The sequence below is a fragment of the Allobosea sp. RCC_152_1 genome, from assembly GCF_041360765.1.
Lineage (GTDB): Bacteria > Pseudomonadota > Alphaproteobacteria > Rhizobiales > Beijerinckiaceae > Allobosea > Allobosea spartocytisi.
The window spans coordinates 807,684-822,653 of sequence record NZ_JBFUPU010000001.1 but is presented as its reverse complement, the minus strand read 5'-3'; the positions used below and the strand labels follow the sequence as shown (position 1 = coordinate 822,653).

Below are 14,970 nucleotides of genomic sequence, written 5' to 3'. Positions count from 1 at the left end.
AGGTTAGTGCCAGGTAAATGCCGGAGCCTCCAACCTCCGAAATCGTCGATTTTCATCTCCTCCACGCCTCCAGACACAAAAGCCCGGCCTCTCGGCCGGGCTTCACGTCGACGTCCGGATTGTGCTCCGGGCCCTGTCGGCAACTCTTATGGCTTGGGCGCCTGAGGCATCGAGATGACCTTGCCGTCCGGCATGATGATGTCGCCCGGCTTCTGCCCCGGACCACAATCGCCGAGACGCTTGGCCTCGACCACCAGCTTGCGCTCCACCGGACCGGATTGGCCGGGCATGCCGGAGATCTTCGTCGTCCCCTCGGTTCGCAGCGAAGTTTCGAAATCGCCGGTGATGACGCTGCTGCCAGAGGCCTTGACCGGCCCCATGGAGCACTCCGTCTCCACCGCGTAGCCGGTCGCCGTCTTGGTCACCAGCATCTTGGAACAGGCGCCCGCCGTCATGCCGCCAATGGCGGATTGGTCAGTGCCGGGGCCGACGCACTGCTTGGCCACCGCTTCTCCCTGCTCCCCGGTCGATTTGGTCTCCCAGAGGCCAGGCTTGCGCTGCGGGAGATCCTCGGCAAAAGCCGGGACGGATGACAGGATCGCGATCGCGGCGAGCACCACAGATTTCATTTCCGGTCTCCTCGCGAGAATCGTTCGGGTCGAGCCTCAGACAAGGCCGGCGGGGAGGCCAGAATAAGGCGACCTACCTTGAATGGCTCAGCGGAATACGCCCTCCAGCGCCACCCGGAAGACCAGCGGGAAGACCGGAAGGAAGCCTTTGTTAACCATGTCGGGGCTAATGCTCTGCGCGAATTCCGCACGGATAGCCATCGATGAGTCGACGCCTCGCCTCTCTCGCCCTGGCCGCCGCCATGACGGTGGGCGCCTGCGCGCCCCGGTATCAGGCGACGGACTACGCACTCGCCCAGCCAGAGGGCCCCTATCAGCTCGCCAGCGGCGACAAGCTGCGCATCATCGTCTTCGGCCAGGACAATCTCTCGAACATCTATGCCGTCGACGGCTCGGGCAAGATCTCGATGCCCCTGGTCAACACGATCGTGGCCCAGGGCCGCTCCACCCAGCAACTGGCGCGCGAGATCGAGGCGAAGCTGCGCGGCGGCTATCTGCGCGAGCCCAAGGTCTCGGTCGAGGTCGATACCTACCGCCCGTTCTTCGTGCTGGGCGAGGTGACGAATTCCGGCCAGTTCCCCTTCGTCAGCGGCATGACGGTGCAGACCGCCGTCGCCATCGCGGGCGGCTTCACCCCGCGCGGGCAGCGCAACTCGGCGGAGGTCACCCGGCAGATCGAGGGCCAGCTCGTCACCGCGACGGTGCCGATCACCTACCCGGTCCAGCCCGGCGACACGATCGTCATCAAGGAACGCTGGTTCTGACACCCCCGCCCGGCCCCGCCATGAGCGCCGCCGAAGGTGCGCCGCTCAGAATCCTCCATGTCTTTCGCGCACCGCTCGGCGGGCTCTTCCGGCATGTGCTCGACGTGGCGCGCGGACAGGCCGAGCGCGGCCATGAGGTGGGCATCTTCTGCGACGCCACCACCGGAGGGGCTCGCGCCGACGAGGTGTTCAGCGAGCTCGCTCAGACGCTGTCGCTCGGGATCACGCGCGTGCCGATGTCGCGCTATCCGAGCCGGACGGACGTCAAGGCGCAACTGGCGGAGATGGCCCTGCGCCGGCGCCTCGACCCCGATATCGTGCACTGTCACGGCTCGAAGGGCGGGGTCTATGGCCGTGTCCCGGCGCTGCTCTCGCCGGGCCGCCGCTATGCTACCGCCTATACGCCGCATGGCGGCAGCTTCAACTACAAGCCCGGCAGCACCGAGCATAAGGTCTACATGACGGTGGAGCGCCTGCTCGAGCGCGCGACCGACATGTTCCTGTTCGAGAGCCGCTTCATCGCCGGACGCTTCGAGGCCCATGTCGGGCATCAGCCCAGGACGGAGCACCGCATCGTGCTCAACGGCATCTCCGAAGCCGAGTTCGAGCCGATCAGCCACAGCGCGGCGAGTTTCGACCTGCTCTATCTGGGCGAGTTGCGCTCGGCCAAGGGCGTCGACACGCTGATCGACGCGCTCGCATTGCTGCGCCGGCGCGACGGGCTCGTCCCGCGCATCCTCATCGTCGGCTCGGGGCCGGACGAGGCCGAGCTCAAGGGCATGACGGTTTCGCGCGGCATCGCCGATCAATGCGTCTTCGAGCCGCCAGGGCCGATCCGCAAGGCGCTGGCGCGGGCGCGGGCGATGGTCATCCCGTCGCGCGCGGAATCGCTGCCCTATGTCATCCTCGAGGCGGCCGCGGCAGCGCAGCCGCTGATCTCGACCGATGTCGGCGGCATCAATGAAATCTACGGGCCTCGCCACCGGCACCGCCTGATCAAGGCGAACGACCCCGCGATCCTCGCCGACGCCATAAGCGCCATGCTGGCGCGGTCGGAAAGCGAGCGCCTCGCCGAGGCGGCCGATCTCGCCGCCCATGTCCGCCAGCATTTCCAGCTGGATGACATGGTCGACGGCGTCATCAGCGCCTATCGCGATGCGCTTCGGGCACGCCGCGGTGGCGTCGCCACCTTGGCCGCCAGAGCCGAATGACATCAGATGGAATCGCTTCGCGGTTCCATCTGATGTCTGAATCCGTCTCTTGCCGAAGGGTTAGAGCATGATGTCGCCCGAAAACCGGTTCCCACTTTTCGGCATCATGCTCTAGGTCAGTTTAAGAGCCACGACGCCGCCGACCACAAGCAGGATGCCGAGCCAGCCGGCCCGGTTGATCCGCTGGCCAAAGGCGAGCGCCCCGATGATCGCCGTCGCGACGAGGCCGGCCCCGCCCCAGACCGCATAGGCGACCGAGAGATCCATGCCCTTGATGGCCTGAGCAAGGGCGCCGAAGGCGCCCATGACGAGCAGCACTCCGCCAGCGCCCGGCAGGCGACGGGTCATCCCGTCCGAGAGCTTGAGCAGATAGGTGCCCGACAGCTCCAGGAGAACGGCGAAGAGAAGCCAGAGCAGGGGCGTGAATTGAACGACGGAGACATTCACACATGCCTCCCCTCGCTCGACAGACGCTTATCCTCTGCCCCGCCACCATGGCCGATGCCGGCTTCGATCAGGACGATGCCGACCAGGATCGCCGCCAGCGCGGCGAAGCGGCCAGCCGTCAGGTGCTCGCCGAAGAGGAGATGCCCCATCGCCGCGATGCCGACGATGCCGAGCCCCTCCCAGACCGCATAGGCGACGGCCATGGGAATGACGCGCAAGGCGATGCTGAGCAGCGCGAAGGACAACCCGATCAACAGCAGCGGCAGGACGCCGACGAGCCAGGGGGCGGAGACGACCGACTTCAGCGCGGCCGTCGCGACGATCTCGACGGCGATGGCCGCGAGCAGAATCAACCAATGAAAAGACATGTTGCACACGGGCGAAGCCGCGCCACACGGCACAATTGCGCCGCAAAGACAGCCAAGCAATCGTTAGAGATTTAAATCGAGAGTTCCGACGAAATGGAATTGCTGGAGCACCGCTCCGGCAAACTGCACCGCGGAAGGAGCAACGCCACAGGCGCCAGGCTCGTCACGCGAAATATGTGCTTCTCAGACACTCATCGCCGATAGATATGCCTGCGCAAAGACCTTCTGTCAACCGATAAACACTTCCGATTAAATAAGACACGCCAAATCGAACGAAAAAAGTATTGCGGTAAACTTCAGACAACCCCTTGAGGCGGCAGGGCTATTTCCGTTTCTTCACAAAGGCGGAAAACAGGCGGGGCGGCGTGCCCGCGCGACCCACGAATCGCATGGGAAAACGTTGCAAATCCGCCGAAACAGCGAATAGTCCGGTTAAGCGTTCCGAGAGCAATTTCGGCTAGAGCAGGATGTGAAAAAATCGAAACCGGTTTTTCGCGAAGATCCGGCTCCAGCTCTCTGGCGGGGCCGGCTTCGGATTTCCGACGGGATCATGGGACGATCCCGCCTGAAATCATCCGGCTCTGGACCACAGCCCGGGTCGCGGCGCGAGACGCCGCGATCGGGACGAGGAATGGACGTCATGGGGACTTTCGATGTCCGCGATATGATGAAGGCGGATGCGGCCGGATCGGCCGCTCCGGCATCCATGGGCAAAACCGAGGACGGGCAGACGCGCCGCTTCCACCCGCTCGCGGAGCGTATCGCGGCGCTGCCGGTCAAGCCCACGCTCTCGCCGGTGATGATCGAAGGGCTGGTGCGCCTGCTCGACGTGCTGGTCGTGCTCGCGGCCGGCGGGCTGATCTACTGGCTCTATGCGGCCGGCAAGGTGGACGATCCCCTCGCCTATCAGATCACGATCCCGGTGGTCGCCGTCGGTGCGCTCGCCACCTTCCAGGCCCTGCGGCTCTACCCGGTCGGCGCGCTGCGCCATTTTGCCGGCATGGTGGTCCGGCTCATCGGCGGCTGGACGATGCTGTTCCTGATCGCGCTGGCCGCGTTCTTCTTCCTTAAGGTCGGCAGCCAGGTCTCGCGCGGCTGGCTGATCGGCTTCTACCTCGCCGGCGGCGGCGCGCTCATCGCCGAGCGTTTCGCCGTCACCTCGGCGGTTCGCCGGCTGACGCGCTCCGGGCGCCTCGAACGGCGCACGGCCATCGTCGGCGGCGGCGAGGCCGGCGCGGAGCTGATCAAGGCTCTTGAGGCGCAGAAGGATACGGGGCTGCGCATCTGCGGCGTCTTCGACGACCGCAACGACGCGCGTTCGCCCGATCTCGTCGCCGGCTATCCGAAGCTCGGCACCATCGACGATCTCGTCGAGTTCGCGCGGCGCACCCGGCTCGACCTGGTGATCTTCACCCTGCCGATCTCGGCCGAGGCGCGGCTCCTGACGATGCTGCGCAAGCTCTGGATCCTGCCGATCGACATCCGGCTCTCGGCCCATATGTCGAAGCTGCGCTTCCGGCCCCGCTCCTATTCCTATCTCGGCGCCGTGCCGGTGCTCGACGTATTCGACCGGCCGATCGCGGACTGGGACATCGTCGTCAAATGGCTGTTCGACAAGTTCGTCGGCACGCTGGCGCTGATCGCGCTCTCTCCGGTGATGCTGGCGACCGCCATCGCGATCAAGCTCGACTCGAAGGGACCGGTGTTCTTCCGCCAGAAGCGCTACGGCTTCAACAACGAGATCGTCGAGGTGCTGAAGTTCCGCTCGCTGCGTCACGAGATGACCGACCACGCGGCGGCAAAGCAGGTCACCAAGGACGATCCACGCGTCACGCGCGTCGGCCGCTTCATCCGCAAGACTTCGATCGACGAACTGCCGCAACTGATCAATGTGGTGTTCAAGGGCGACCTTTCGCTCGTCGGCCCTCGGCCGCACGCGATCCATGCCAAGACGCTGAACCGCGCCTATGAGCAGGTGGTCGACGGCTATTTCGCCCGCCACAAGGTCAAGCCCGGCATCACCGGCTGGGCGCAGATCCATGGCTGGCGCGGCGAGACCGACACCGAGGACAAGATCCAGCGGCGCGTCGAGCACGATCTCTACTACATCGAGAACTGGTCGGTGCTGCTCGATCTCTACATCCTGGCGAAGACGCCGTTCTCGCTGCTCACCAAGAACGAGAACGCCTATTGAGCGCCACCGTGCAGCATTCGCAGGCTCAGGGCCGGCGCGCGGCGATCTCCTTCGCCGCGATCCAGCGCGGCGCGCTCTGGCTGCTGGCGGCTTCGGGCGGCCTCGTGCTGATCGAGCCCTCGCCCTATGAGCTGGTGTTCCTGCTCGTGCTCTTCGTGCTCGCGCTCACCGGCATCCGCTTCTCGCAGAAGCTGCTGCCGCTGGCCGTGCTGCTGCTGCTCTACAATATCGGCGGCGCCTTCTCGCTGATCCCCTGGATGGACGACCAGGCCTCAGTGCGCTTCACGGCCGTCTCGGCCTATCTGATGATCACCGCGATCGTGCTCGCCGCCGCGATGGCGCAGGACACGCTGCCGCGGCTCGAGGCGCTGCGGAAGGGCTATCTGCTCGCCGCCTGGTGCGCGGGGCTGGCAGCGATTCTCGGCTATTTCGACGTCGCCGGGCTCGGTGAGATCTTCACCCTCTACGGGCGCGCCTCCGGCACCTTCAAGGACCCGAACGTGCTCGGGCCGTTCCTCACCCTGGCGATCGTCTACGTGCTCCAGCGCATCCTGACCGGACAAACCGGCATCCTGCACGGGCTCTTCGCACTCAGCGTGCCGCTGGCCGGACTGTTCCTGACCTTCTCGCGCGGCGCCTGGGGCGTGCTCGTCGCCTCCGCGCTGATGATGACCGCGCTGAACTTCCTGATCGCGCCCGACGGCAAGGCCCGCGGCCGTATCGTGGCGATGTCGCTGGCGGCGCTCGTCGCCATGATCCTGGCGCTTCTGGTCGCCTTGTCCTTCGAGAATATCCGCGCCGTCTTCGAGGTCCGCGCGAACCTCGACCAGGATTACGACCAGGGCGTCACCGGCCGCTTCGGCAACCAGATCCGCTCGATCCCGATGCTGCTCGAGGCCCCGAACGGCTTCGGGCCGCTGCGCTTCCGCTGGCTCTTCAACCAGGCCGACCCGCACAACGTCTACATCAACGCCTTCGCCTCCTATGGCTGGCTCGGCGGCATCGCCTGGCTCGCACTGATGGCGGCGACGATCTATGTCGGCTGGCGGCTCGTCTTCCGGCGCGCAGCCTGGCAGAACCATGCGATCGTGCTGTGGTCGGTGCTGTTCGTGCTCATCCTGCAAGGGCTGCAGATCGACACCGACCACTGGCGGCATCTCTATCTCATGCTCGGGCTGGTCTGGGGCCTCAGCGCCCTGCCCGACCCGAGCGTGGCGGGAGCGCCTCAGCCGCGCTCCTTGCGAACCACGACATAGGCGTAGGTGGTCACGAGGCTCCAGCCGGTCTTCGCCGCCAGCGCGTTGAAGCCATGGTCGAGCTGCTTCAGCCCCGGCATCCGGTCGAAATAGCCATGCCCCCAGAAGGGCTGGATATGGATGTCGCGAAAGCCGGCCCGATTCAGCATCGGCGTCAATATCCGCGGATTGCCGCGGCACCAGTCGTAGAGCGCCGGGAATTTCGGATCGCTGCCGCCGTCGCGGCGCGCCGGGAACAGCGCATGGACGATGGCGCGCGAGGCTTTCTCCGGCAGCACATGGTTCAGCGCGAAGACCGGCGCCCAGAGCGTCGGGAAGAAGGCAAGCGCCACGCCGCCGGGCGCCAGCAGCGCATGGACGTTGCGCCAGGCCTGCTCCACGCCGTCGATATGCTCGAAGACCATGCGCGAGATCATCATGTCGTAACCGCCGGGCGCGACATCCGGCTCGGAGAGGTCGCCGGCAATGTCGAAACGGGCCGTCTTCAGGCCGGCGGGGGTCAATGCCAGTTCGCCGGCGTCGATGTCGTTGACGATCAGGTCGATCCCACGCTCGGTCGCCTGCCCGGCGGTGAACAGCGGATCGCGCCCGCCGCCGATCTCACAGACGCTGCGCAGCCCATAGGTGCGCGCGAGCGTGAGGATGGTTGATTCGTAGTTGTCCCAGGCCCAGGCGGAGTGCCAGTCCGGGCGGATCTCCCCGAACAGCCGGGCAAGCGACCGGCCCGTCTGCTCATCGGCGGCAGAGGACGCGTTCACGGATGCACGCGGCGCGGCCGCAGGCGCGAGAGACATGGCTTTCCGAACTCCGACACCTGATCCATCTCCCCTGCGCACAGTGACGCCGGGTGGATCTCCTCGCAATCATCGTATCGGGCGAGGGTAAATGTTTCGCAGCTGCGATCGCTGCGACAACCCTGAAGCCGCGGTGAGCCCTTCGGGGCAAGGCTCACATGGTTTCTTCAGGAATTTGAATGGTCGGAGCGAGAGGATTCGAACCTCCGACCCCTTGTCCCCCAGACAAGTGCGCTAACCGGGCTGCGCTACGCTCCGACGGACCGGCTTATAGTGGTGGGCCGAACCGGATGCAATCCGCTTTGGAGCCCTGATGACAACATCCACGTCGATGTTCGCACGGGCCTCGCCACAATGCTGCCATAGTCGATGTTGCCCACAGGCCGATTGCAACCTCTAGCTGCGCTCTCCACAGCTTAGAGACCTCCGATGATTCGCCTCCTTTCGCTTGCACTGATCGTCCTGTCGCTCGGCGGCTGCATCAGCGTTTCCAATACAATTCCAGCGGACGAGATCGCATCCTTCGGGTTGAAGTCGGTGCATGTGGGCTACGACCAGAGCGCCGCCATCTGGTGGGGTGACGCAGAACGCGCCTATGCGGCCTCCAAGGGATTGCCGGCAATCCAGTCGGACGAACTCGGCAAGACCGAGGAAGGCCGTGCCTATGTGCGGGAAGCTGCGGCACGGAAGATCGCAACCGCATTGGAGAGGACGCTGAAGCCCGAGCTCTCCGGGTCACGACCGGTCACGCTCCGGGTAACGATCAAAAACCTGATGATCAGCTCAGCCATTCAGCGGGTGCTGGTTGGCGGCGATCATCGCATTACGGCCCATGTCGATCTGATCGACGGCAAGAGCGGAAAGATCCTCCTTGCAGTGCCGGATCTCACGGTCAACGCGCTCGCCGGTCAGGGAATCGGTGGTGCGTTGCTCGACCAAGCCTTCATGCCTGATCCGATCGACCGCGTTTCCGGTAATTTCGCACAACGTTACGCCGACTGGCTCCTCCACAAGCAGCAATCCTAAAACTCGGGCGAGGAGCGCCGCCTCCAGATCAAACCCGCGCCAGCCAGTCTTTCAGCAGCCCGATATCCGCCTGGGTGAGTCCATGGCTCGCCGGCAAGCTGCGATGCTCCACGGTGGCACCGTCGGCCGCGAGCGTCTGCGCCAGCGCCTCGGCGCCGGCGGCAGGGACGATCGGGTCGAGCAGGCCCGAGAGCAGGAGCACGGGCTTGCCCGCCAGGTCGACACGCAGCGGCTGCCGGAAGGGCGGCATGGCGCGCAGCAGCGCCGCGCCGGCCAACGCCTCCGGCCGCAGCAGCAGGAGGCTCGCCGCGATGTTGGCGCCGTTCGAGAAGCCAAGCGCGATCGGCGCCGGCAAGCCGTGACGGGAGCGGGCCTCCTCGATGAAGTCGGCGAGTTCATGGGTGCGGCGGATCAGATCCGCCTCATCGAACACGCCTTCCGCCAGGCGGCGGAAGAAGCGCGGCGCGGCGCCTTCCAGCACCTTGCCGCGCGGCGAGAGCAGGCTCGCACCCGGCGCGACGGTGCGCCCGAGGGAAAGCAGGTCGCGCTCGTCGCCGCCGGTGCCGTGCAGTAGCAGGAGCGGCTTGCGGGCGGCGTCGCTGCCCGGCTCGAAGACATGGATGAAGCCGGTATCGGCTGCGGTCGCGGTCATGAGGTCTCTCCCTTCAGGAAGCGGAGGAGCCGCCTCGCCCCCGCGAACGGCGAGCGAGGCGGCGGTGTTGGTCGCCGTCAGGCGAGCTCGGGCAGGACGGCTTCGATCTGCGCGCGATGCGCCTCGAGGCCGGCCGGCAGCTTGAGCGAGCGGCCGAGCTCGGCGGCCGGCTCATCCACGGCGAAGCCGGGGATGTCGGTCGCGATCTCGAACAGGACATGGCCGGGCTCGCGGAAATAGACCGAGCGGAAATAGTTCCGATCGCGCTGTTCCGTGGGGCTGATGCCATGGTTCTGGACAAGACGGCGCACCATCTCCTGCTGCGCGGCGTCATCGGCCGCCCGGAAGGCGATATGGTGGACCGAGCCCGTGCCCTGCCGGGCCGGCAGGAAGCCGCCGGCGACGCGCAGGTCGATGACGCCACCGATCTGCGTGCCCTTCACCGCGTAGCGGATCAGCGTGTCCTCGCGGGCGGCCTCGGCGAAGCCGAAGACGTCGGTGAGGATCGCCGCCGTCGGCGCCGCATCGGCCAGGAGCAGGCTGACGCTGTGGAAGCCACGGATCGCGTTCTCCGGGCCGATGCCGCCATCCGTCCAATAGGGCTCGGCCTCGACGCCGGCCAGGCCGACGAGCGCAAGCCGCATCCCGTCCGGATCGCGGAAGCTCAGCACGGTTTCGCCGAAGCGCTTCAGCGGCGCCTCATGCGGCACGCCCTGCTCGACGAAGCGGTGCGCCCAGAAGCCGATGGAGCCTTCCGGCACCCGAAACACGGTTTCCTGCGTTTCGCCGATGCCGAGACGGCCCGGCGCCGCATGCTCCCAGGGGAAGAAGGTCAGGATCGAGCCCGGCGCCGCGTCGGCATCGCCGAAATAGAGGTGATAGGTGCCGGGATCGTCGAAATTGACGGTCTTCTTGACCAGGCGCAGGCCGAGCACGCGGCTGTAGAAATCGAGATTGCGGCGGGCGGGGCCAGAGATGGCGGTGACGTGGTGAAGCCCATTGATCTGCATGATGACGGTCCTCCGTACCAAAGGCGTTTCAGGAGAGCGCCGCCCGCCAAAGGGCCGGTTCGGCGTCGCTGTTGGCCGAGAGATTGGCAGCATCGGCCCGGAATGCCAGAGGTAGATCATTGCTTTGGTGCAATATCATGAGATCGAAATCACAATTTGAATTGCTGCATGTCCCGGACGATTTTGGGTGGCGAACGATACCGCCTACCCCTCACCCAACCGGAGACACGACCATGACCGATACCCGCCTCGCTCCTTACGGCGCCCTCGCCTTGCGCATCGCGCTCGGCGCCATGTTCATCGCCCATGCCTATCTCAAGCTCGTCATCTTCACGCCGGCCGGCTTTGCAGGCTTCCTCGGGCAGGTCGGCCTGCCGGGCTTCCTCGCCTGGCCGATCATGCTGGCGGAGCTTCTCGGCGGCCTCGCCATCCTGCTCGGCTTCTACGGCCGCTATGTCTCGCTGCTGCTGATCCCGATCCTGCTCGGCGCGCTGATGGTCCATGCCCCGAATGGCTGGGTGTTCAATGTCCCGAACGGCGGCTGGGAATATCCGGCTTTCCTGGCGCTGACCGCCTTCGCCCACGCCCTGATCGGCGATGGCGCCTTCGCGGTGAAGCCGGCGCCGTCGCTCCTCGATGCGAAGCCCGCCCTCGCCTGACGCTGCCTGACTTCAGCACCGAGCCTCCGTCCGACGCCGGCCATGGCCGGCGTCGGTCTTGAACGTGACGATGCCTTGGCGGAAACTGACCGGATGACGTCTTCCCCTCGCCCCTCCGCCGCCAAAATGCTCGCCTGGGACGATTTCCGCCTGATCAAGGCCGTCGCCGACAAGCGGGCCCTGCCGGCGGCCGCCGACGCGCTCGGCGTCAACCACTCCACCGTGTTCCGACGGCTCGGCCAGATCGAGGAAGCGCTCGGTGTCAGGCTGTTCGAGCGGCACCGCAGCGGCTATGTCGCGACGCCGGCCGGCGAGGAGATGGTCCAGCTCGCGGGCCGGGTCGACGACGACATCCACGCCTTCACGCGCCGGCTCGCCGGCCAGGAGATCAAGCCCGCTGGCGAATTGCGGATCGCCACCAACGACACGCTGCTGGTCGACCTGCTGACGCCGGTCTTCGCGAAGTTCCTGGCGCAATGCCCGGATATCCGGCTCGACATCCTGATCGGCAACCAGGCCGCCAATCTCTCCAAGCGCGATGCCGACATCGCGATCCGCGCCACCGACAATCCGCCGGAGACGCTGATCGGACGCAAGCCCGCCCGCATCGCCTGGGCGCTCTATGGGCGCGGCGCCGATTTCCCCGGCCCGGAACTGCCCGCGCGCGAGGCCCTGTGGGAGCACAAATGGGTGTCGCTCGGCGAGCAGTTCACCATGCTGAGCGCCGTGCGCTATCTCGCGCGCCACGTCGCGCCCGAGCGGGTCGTCTACAAGCTCAACACGGTGCTCGGCCTCGCGGAAGCGGTCGAGGCCGGCATCGGCATCGGCTTCCTGCCCTGCTTCATCGGCGATACGCGGCCCGGATTGACGCGGCTTGCCGAACCCGATCCCGACCTCTCGGCCGATCTCTGGCTGCTGACCCATCCCGATCTGCGGCATACGCCGCGCGTGCGGCTGTTCCTCGATTTCGCCGCCACCGAGCTGGCGCGCCTGAAGCCGCTGGTCGAGGGCGACAGGATCGTCGGACGGGCAGAGGCCGTCACAGCGAACGGCGCCGCATCCCCAGCTTGATCCCGTCCGCCCGGCGGCGGTCGACCCTGGATTTGGCGGGCGGAGCGAGCTTGCCCTATGCTCGCGCCATGGAGATCATGATCCCCCTCATCGCCGGGCTGGCGCTGTTCTGGCTGATCGGTCGTGGCGTTCCCTGGAATGCCAAGCTGACGACGATCGTGGTGACGCTCGCCATCGTCCTGCTGATCGTGGCGCTCGAACGCGGCGGCTACTGGCCCGAGGCCTTTCGCCGCCGCTAGAGCATTTTCGAGCGAAGTGGAAACCGGCTTTCGCGAGAATCCCGCTCTCACTCTTCGGTCAGAGACGGATTCGGATGTCAGATGGGATCGCCTTGCGACCCATCTGACATCGTCCGGCTCTCGCCGGAGCGTCAGGCCGAGACCAGCTTGAGCCCGACGATGCCCGCCACGATCAGGCCGATGCAGGCGAGACGCAGCGCGCCGGCCGGCTCGCCCAGCAGGACCATACCGAGAATGGCGGTGCCGGTCGTGCCGATGCCGGTCCAGATCGCATAGGCCGTGCCGACCGGCAGGTTCTTCAGGGCGAGCCCGAGCAGGCCGACGCTGATCACCATGCTGGCGAGCGTGAAGACGGTCGGCATGAGGCGGGTGAAGCCCTGCGTGTATTTCAGGCCGATCGCCCAGCCGACCTCGAACAAACCCGCGATGAAAAGATAGAGCCAGGCCATGACGGCGCTCCTCGGAAATCCGGCGAGGTCGTCCACGCCTGTCACATGAAAGGGCTGCTAGCCGGGGTCGTCCCCGATGGGGAACCTAATGCGCAAGCAGCGGCAATCAAGCGCCGGAGCGCAGCCATGGGTCAGACTATGTGCTGACCGGGCAAGCGCTCGACCGCTTGCTCCATTCAGGCCGGCTCGGCGGCGGGCTTCAGCGCGCGTTCGAGGATGCGCCGGCACTCGCCGAGCTCGGCCATCACGGCCGTCAGGACCGTGATGTCGTCGAGCCCTTCCGGGACGGGCGGGTGCCGGGGCGCCCTGTCATCGGCGTGAGGCGCCTCGCCTGCGTGATCGGCGCGCGCCGGCGCGGATGACGGGCCGGCGCCGCTGGCCGGGCCGATGGGGCCCCCGCGTCCGATGGCCTGGACATGGCGCGGCCCCTGCTCCTTCAGGATCCGCTGCAGGCCCTTGATCGTATAGCCCTCGCCGTACAACAGGCGGCGGATGCCCTTGAGCAAGGCGACGTCGTCAGGGCGGTAATAACGGCGGCCGCCGCCGCGCTTCAGCGGCTTGATCTGGTTGAAGCGGGTTTCCCAGAAGCGCAGCACATGCTGGGGGACGTCGAGGTCTTCTGCGACCTCGCTGATGGTTCGGAAGGCATCGGGGCTCTTGGTGTCCAATTCGGCCTCCGCATCTGCTTCGCCGGCGTGGAACTCCAGATTCACTCGGTCTCGTCCTCACCCGTCTGCCCGTTGATGCGGGCCTTCATCACGTTCGAGGGCTTGAACACCATCACGCGACGCGGCTCGATGGGCACCTCAACGCCAGTCTTGGGATTACGCCCGATTCGCTCGCCCTTGTCTCGCACGACGAACGAACCGAACGAGGACAACTTCACGTTCTCGCCGCGTGCGACCGCGTCGCAGATCTCGTCGAGCACGGCCTCGACCAGTTTCGACGCCTCCGTGCGGGACAGCCCGATCTTCTGGTAGACAGCCTCGCACAGATCCGCACGAGTCACCGTTTGCCCCGACATTCATATCCTCCAGAGGCGCATCATCGACGGCGGCCGCAGCCTCCGCCCTTCGCCAAATACGGACGGCGGACGCTAGGCGCCCGCGCTGTCCCGGTCAATCCTCGAACGCGGGATTAGCGGCCACACCGACGAAAATCGACCCGAATCGGCAAGAAAAACGTCACAATTTAAGCAAATGCCGCAAACCGGCTCACCACCGGATCAGCGCCGACCCCCAGGTGAAACCGCCGCCCATCGCCTCGATCAGCACGAGCTGGCCCGGCTTGATCCGGCCGTCCTTATGCGCCTCCGCCAGCGCCAGCGGAATCGAGGCGGCCGAGGTGTTGCCATGGCGATCCACGGTCAGCACGACATGGTCGTGGCTGATCCCGAGCTTGTCGGCGGTGGCGTCGATGATGCGGCGATTGGCCTGGTGCGGCACGAACCAGTCGATGTCGGTACCGGAGAGCCCCGTCTCGGCGAAGGTATGGCGCACCGTCTCGGCGAGGTTGTTGACGGCGTGGCGGAAGACCTCCTTGCCCTCCATGCGCAGGAAGCCGACCGTCTTGGTCGAGCCCGCGCCGCCATCGACATAGAGCTTGTCCTTGTAGCGGCCATCCGAGCGGATATGGGTCGTGAGCACGCCACGGTCGGCGAGCGTCCCCTCGCCGGGAACGGCCTTCAGCACCACCGCGCCGGCGCCGTCGCCGAAGAGGACGCAGGTCGCGCGATCCTCCCAGTCGAGGATGCGCGAGAAGGTCTCCGCGCCGATCACGAGCGCGGTCCTGGCGCCGCCCGTCGTGAGGAACTTGTCGGCCGTCGCCAACGCGAAGACGAAGCCGGAGCAGACCGCCTGCAGGTCGAAGGCGACGCCGCCGGTGATGCCGAGCGCGGCCTGGATCTGCGTCGCGGTGGCGGGAAAGGTATGGTCGGGCGTCGCGGTCGCGACGATGATCAGGTCGATCTCGGCGGCGTCGATGCCGGCGTCGGCGATGGCGTCCTGCGCGGCCTTGAGGCCGACCACGGAGGTGGGCTCGTCATCGGCTGCGACATGGCGCTGGCGGATGCCGGTGCGCTGGACGATCCACTCGTCGCTGGTGTCGACGCGCGTGGCGAGTTCGGCATTGGTGACGATGCGGGCCGGAAGATAGGAGCCGCAGCCGACGACCTGTGAGCGCAAGATGGACAAGGAGACTAT

Annotated in this window: 18 protein-coding genes and 1 tRNA gene; 8 read left to right on the top strand and 11 right to left on the bottom strand. The window is 66.4% G+C overall.

Features of this window, described 5'->3' with window-relative positions:
- Positions 1 to 146: 146 nt before the first annotated feature.
- Positions 147 to 629 (bottom strand): DUF3617 domain-containing protein, encoded by a 483-nt coding sequence (locus tag AB6806_RS03800; protein ID WP_142020718.1) that lies wholly within the window; start codon positions 627 to 629, stop codon positions 147 to 149.
- A gap of 203 nt (positions 630 to 832) precedes the next feature.
- Between AB6806_RS03800 and AB6806_RS03795 the strand changes: the two genes are divergently transcribed.
- Entirely contained in the window at positions 833 to 1,393 is a 561-nt protein-coding gene (locus AB6806_RS03795; RefSeq protein ID WP_038368262.1) for a polysaccharide biosynthesis/export family protein, read from the top strand.
- A gap of 20 nt (positions 1,394 to 1,413) precedes the next feature.
- Positions 1,414 to 2,604 (top strand): glycosyltransferase, encoded by a 1,191-nt coding sequence (locus tag AB6806_RS03790; protein ID WP_142020717.1) that lies wholly within the window; start codon positions 1,414 to 1,416, stop codon positions 2,602 to 2,604.
- A 111-nt stretch (positions 2,605 to 2,715) separates the two neighbouring features.
- Here the strand turns inward: AB6806_RS03790 and mdtI are convergent, their stop codons facing one another.
- Together mdtI and AB6806_RS03780 are read right to left on the bottom strand one after the other, a co-directional pair.
- Positions 2,716 to 3,051 (bottom strand): multidrug/spermidine efflux SMR transporter subunit MdtI, encoded by a 336-nt coding sequence (mdtI, locus tag AB6806_RS03785; protein WP_370954131.1) that lies wholly within the window; start codon positions 3,049 to 3,051, stop codon positions 2,716 to 2,718.
- Positions 3,048 to 3,419 carry a DMT family transporter gene (locus AB6806_RS03780; protein ID WP_142020716.1) on the bottom strand — a complete coding sequence of 124 codons (372 nt, stop codon included), beginning with the start codon at positions 3,417 to 3,419 and terminating at the stop codon, positions 3,048 to 3,050. Before AB6806_RS03780 ends, mdtI begins: the two co-directional genes overlap by 4 nt.
- Positions 3,420 to 4,059: 640 nt before the next feature.
- Between AB6806_RS03780 and AB6806_RS03775 the strand changes: the two genes are divergently transcribed.
- Together AB6806_RS03775 and AB6806_RS03770 are read left to right on the top strand one after the other, a co-directional pair.
- Positions 4,060 to 5,613, top strand: a complete 1,554-nt coding sequence (locus tag AB6806_RS03775) for an undecaprenyl-phosphate glucose phosphotransferase (RefSeq protein WP_185747825.1) — start codon at positions 4,060 to 4,062, stop codon at positions 5,611 to 5,613.
- On the top strand, positions 5,610 to 6,869 hold the full coding sequence (locus AB6806_RS03770; protein WP_370954130.1) for an O-antigen ligase family protein: 1,260 nt from the start codon (positions 5,610 to 5,612) through the stop codon (positions 6,867 to 6,869). The genes AB6806_RS03775 and AB6806_RS03770 overlap by 4 nt, the downstream gene beginning before the upstream one ends.
- Here AB6806_RS03770 and AB6806_RS03765 read toward each other — a convergent pair.
- Together AB6806_RS03765 and AB6806_RS03760 are read right to left on the bottom strand one after the other, a co-directional pair.
- A complete protein-coding gene (locus AB6806_RS03765; RefSeq protein WP_051988503.1) occupies positions 6,839 to 7,663 on the bottom strand; it encodes a class I SAM-dependent methyltransferase in 825 nt (274 codons plus the stop codon). The genes AB6806_RS03770 and AB6806_RS03765 overlap by 31 nt on opposite strands.
- A 180-nt stretch (positions 7,664 to 7,843) precedes the next feature.
- Positions 7,844 to 7,921 (bottom strand) — tRNA-Pro (locus tag AB6806_RS03760).
- A gap of 171 nt (positions 7,922 to 8,092) precedes the next feature.
- On the opposite strand from AB6806_RS03760, the gene AB6806_RS03755 reads away from it, so the two are divergent.
- Positions 8,093 to 8,689: a hypothetical protein gene (locus tag AB6806_RS03755; RefSeq protein ID WP_370954129.1), complete on the top strand. Its 597-nt coding sequence runs from the start codon at positions 8,093 to 8,095 to the stop codon at positions 8,687 to 8,689.
- Positions 8,690 to 8,717: 28 nt separating this feature from the next.
- Here AB6806_RS03755 and AB6806_RS03750 read toward each other — a convergent pair whose 3' ends face one another.
- Together AB6806_RS03750 and AB6806_RS03745 are read right to left on the bottom strand one after the other, a co-directional pair.
- The gene (locus tag AB6806_RS03750) at positions 8,718 to 9,341 is read right to left on the bottom strand and encodes an alpha/beta hydrolase (protein WP_370954128.1); all 624 of its coding nucleotides are present in this window, start codon (positions 9,339 to 9,341) and stop codon (positions 8,718 to 8,720) included.
- 77 nt (positions 9,342 to 9,418) lie between these two features.
- Positions 9,419 to 10,351, bottom strand: coding sequence for a ring-cleaving dioxygenase (locus AB6806_RS03745; protein WP_112762335.1), 933 nt, complete (start codon positions 10,349 to 10,351; stop codon positions 9,419 to 9,421).
- Between the two features lie 233 nt (positions 10,352 to 10,584).
- Here AB6806_RS03745 and AB6806_RS03740 point away from each other — a divergent pair, with 233 nt between their 5' ends.
- From AB6806_RS03740 to AB6806_RS03730, 3 genes are all read left to right on the top strand, one after another.
- Complete coding sequence (locus AB6806_RS03740; RefSeq protein WP_038368269.1) at positions 10,585 to 11,010, top strand: DoxX family protein; 426 nt, start codon at positions 10,585 to 10,587, stop codon at positions 11,008 to 11,010.
- A 93-nt stretch (positions 11,011 to 11,103) separates the two neighbouring features.
- Positions 11,104 to 12,081 carry a LysR family transcriptional regulator gene (locus AB6806_RS03735; protein ID WP_370954127.1) on the top strand — a complete coding sequence of 326 codons (978 nt, stop codon included), beginning with the start codon at positions 11,104 to 11,106 and terminating at the stop codon, positions 12,079 to 12,081.
- A 50-nt stretch (positions 12,082 to 12,131) separates the two neighbouring features.
- The gene (locus tag AB6806_RS03730; protein WP_248311278.1) at positions 12,132 to 12,320 is read left to right on the top strand and encodes a hypothetical protein; all 189 of its coding nucleotides are present in this window, start codon (positions 12,132 to 12,134) and stop codon (positions 12,318 to 12,320) included.
- A gap of 131 nt (positions 12,321 to 12,451) precedes the next feature.
- Here the strand turns inward: AB6806_RS03730 and sugE are convergent, their stop codons facing one another.
- The 4 genes from sugE to AB6806_RS03710 all read right to left on the bottom strand — a co-directional run bounded on the left by sugE (position 12,452) and on the right by AB6806_RS03710 (position 14,961).
- The gene (gene sugE / locus AB6806_RS03725) at positions 12,452 to 12,769 is read right to left on the bottom strand and encodes a quaternary ammonium compound efflux SMR transporter SugE (RefSeq protein ID WP_112761875.1); all 318 of its coding nucleotides are present in this window, start codon (positions 12,767 to 12,769) and stop codon (positions 12,452 to 12,454) included.
- A 176-nt stretch (positions 12,770 to 12,945) separates the two neighbouring features.
- Positions 12,946 to 13,476: a MerR family transcriptional regulator gene (locus AB6806_RS03720; RefSeq protein WP_370954307.1), complete on the bottom strand. Its 531-nt coding sequence runs from the start codon at positions 13,474 to 13,476 to the stop codon at positions 12,946 to 12,948.
- A 2-nt stretch (positions 13,477 to 13,478) separates the two neighbouring features.
- Positions 13,479 to 13,793, bottom strand: a complete 315-nt coding sequence (locus tag AB6806_RS03715) for an integration host factor subunit alpha (RefSeq protein WP_038368274.1) — start codon at positions 13,791 to 13,793, stop codon at positions 13,479 to 13,481.
- A gap of 190 nt (positions 13,794 to 13,983) precedes the next feature.
- Entirely contained in the window at positions 13,984 to 14,961 is a 978-nt protein-coding gene (locus AB6806_RS03710; protein WP_038368276.1) for a beta-ketoacyl-ACP synthase III, read from the bottom strand.
- Positions 14,962 to 14,970 lie beyond the last annotated feature (9 nt).

Coding starts and splice junctions, on each gene's coding strand:
- AB6806_RS03795 (WP_038368262.1), top strand. CDS start 833: ATGAGTCGACGCCTCGCCTCTCTCGCCCTGGCCGCCGCCATGACGGTG.
- AB6806_RS03800 (WP_142020718.1), bottom strand. CDS start 629: ATGAAATCTGTGGTGCTCGCCGCGATCGCGATCCTGTCATCCGTCCCG.
- AB6806_RS03740 (WP_038368269.1), top strand. CDS start 10,585: ATGACCGATACCCGCCTCGCTCCTTACGGCGCCCTCGCCTTGCGCATC.
- AB6806_RS03780 (WP_142020716.1), bottom strand. CDS start 3,419: ATGTCTTTTCATTGGTTGATTCTGCTCGCGGCCATCGCCGTCGAGATC.
- sugE (WP_112761875.1), bottom strand. CDS start 12,769: ATGGCCTGGCTCTATCTTTTCATCGCGGGTTTGTTCGAGGTCGGCTGG.
- AB6806_RS03735 (WP_370954127.1), top strand. CDS start 11,104: ATGACGTCTTCCCCTCGCCCCTCCGCCGCCAAAATGCTCGCCTGGGAC.
- AB6806_RS03765 (WP_051988503.1), bottom strand. CDS start 7,663: ATGTCTCTCGCGCCTGCGGCCGCGCCGCGTGCATCCGTGAACGCGTCC.
- AB6806_RS03750 (WP_370954128.1), bottom strand. CDS start 9,341: ATGACCGCGACCGCAGCCGATACCGGCTTCATCCATGTCTTCGAGCCG.
- AB6806_RS03755 (WP_370954129.1), top strand. CDS start 8,093: ATGATTCGCCTCCTTTCGCTTGCACTGATCGTCCTGTCGCTCGGCGGC.
- AB6806_RS03745 (WP_112762335.1), bottom strand. CDS start 10,351: ATGCAGATCAATGGGCTTCACCACGTCACCGCCATCTCTGGCCCCGCC.
- AB6806_RS03790 (WP_142020717.1), top strand. CDS start 1,414: ATGAGCGCCGCCGAAGGTGCGCCGCTCAGAATCCTCCATGTCTTTCGC.
- AB6806_RS03715 (WP_038368274.1), bottom strand. CDS start 13,793: ATGTCGGGGCAAACGGTGACTCGTGCGGATCTGTGCGAGGCTGTCTAC.
- AB6806_RS03775 (WP_185747825.1), top strand. CDS start 4,060: ATGGGGACTTTCGATGTCCGCGATATGATGAAGGCGGATGCGGCCGGA.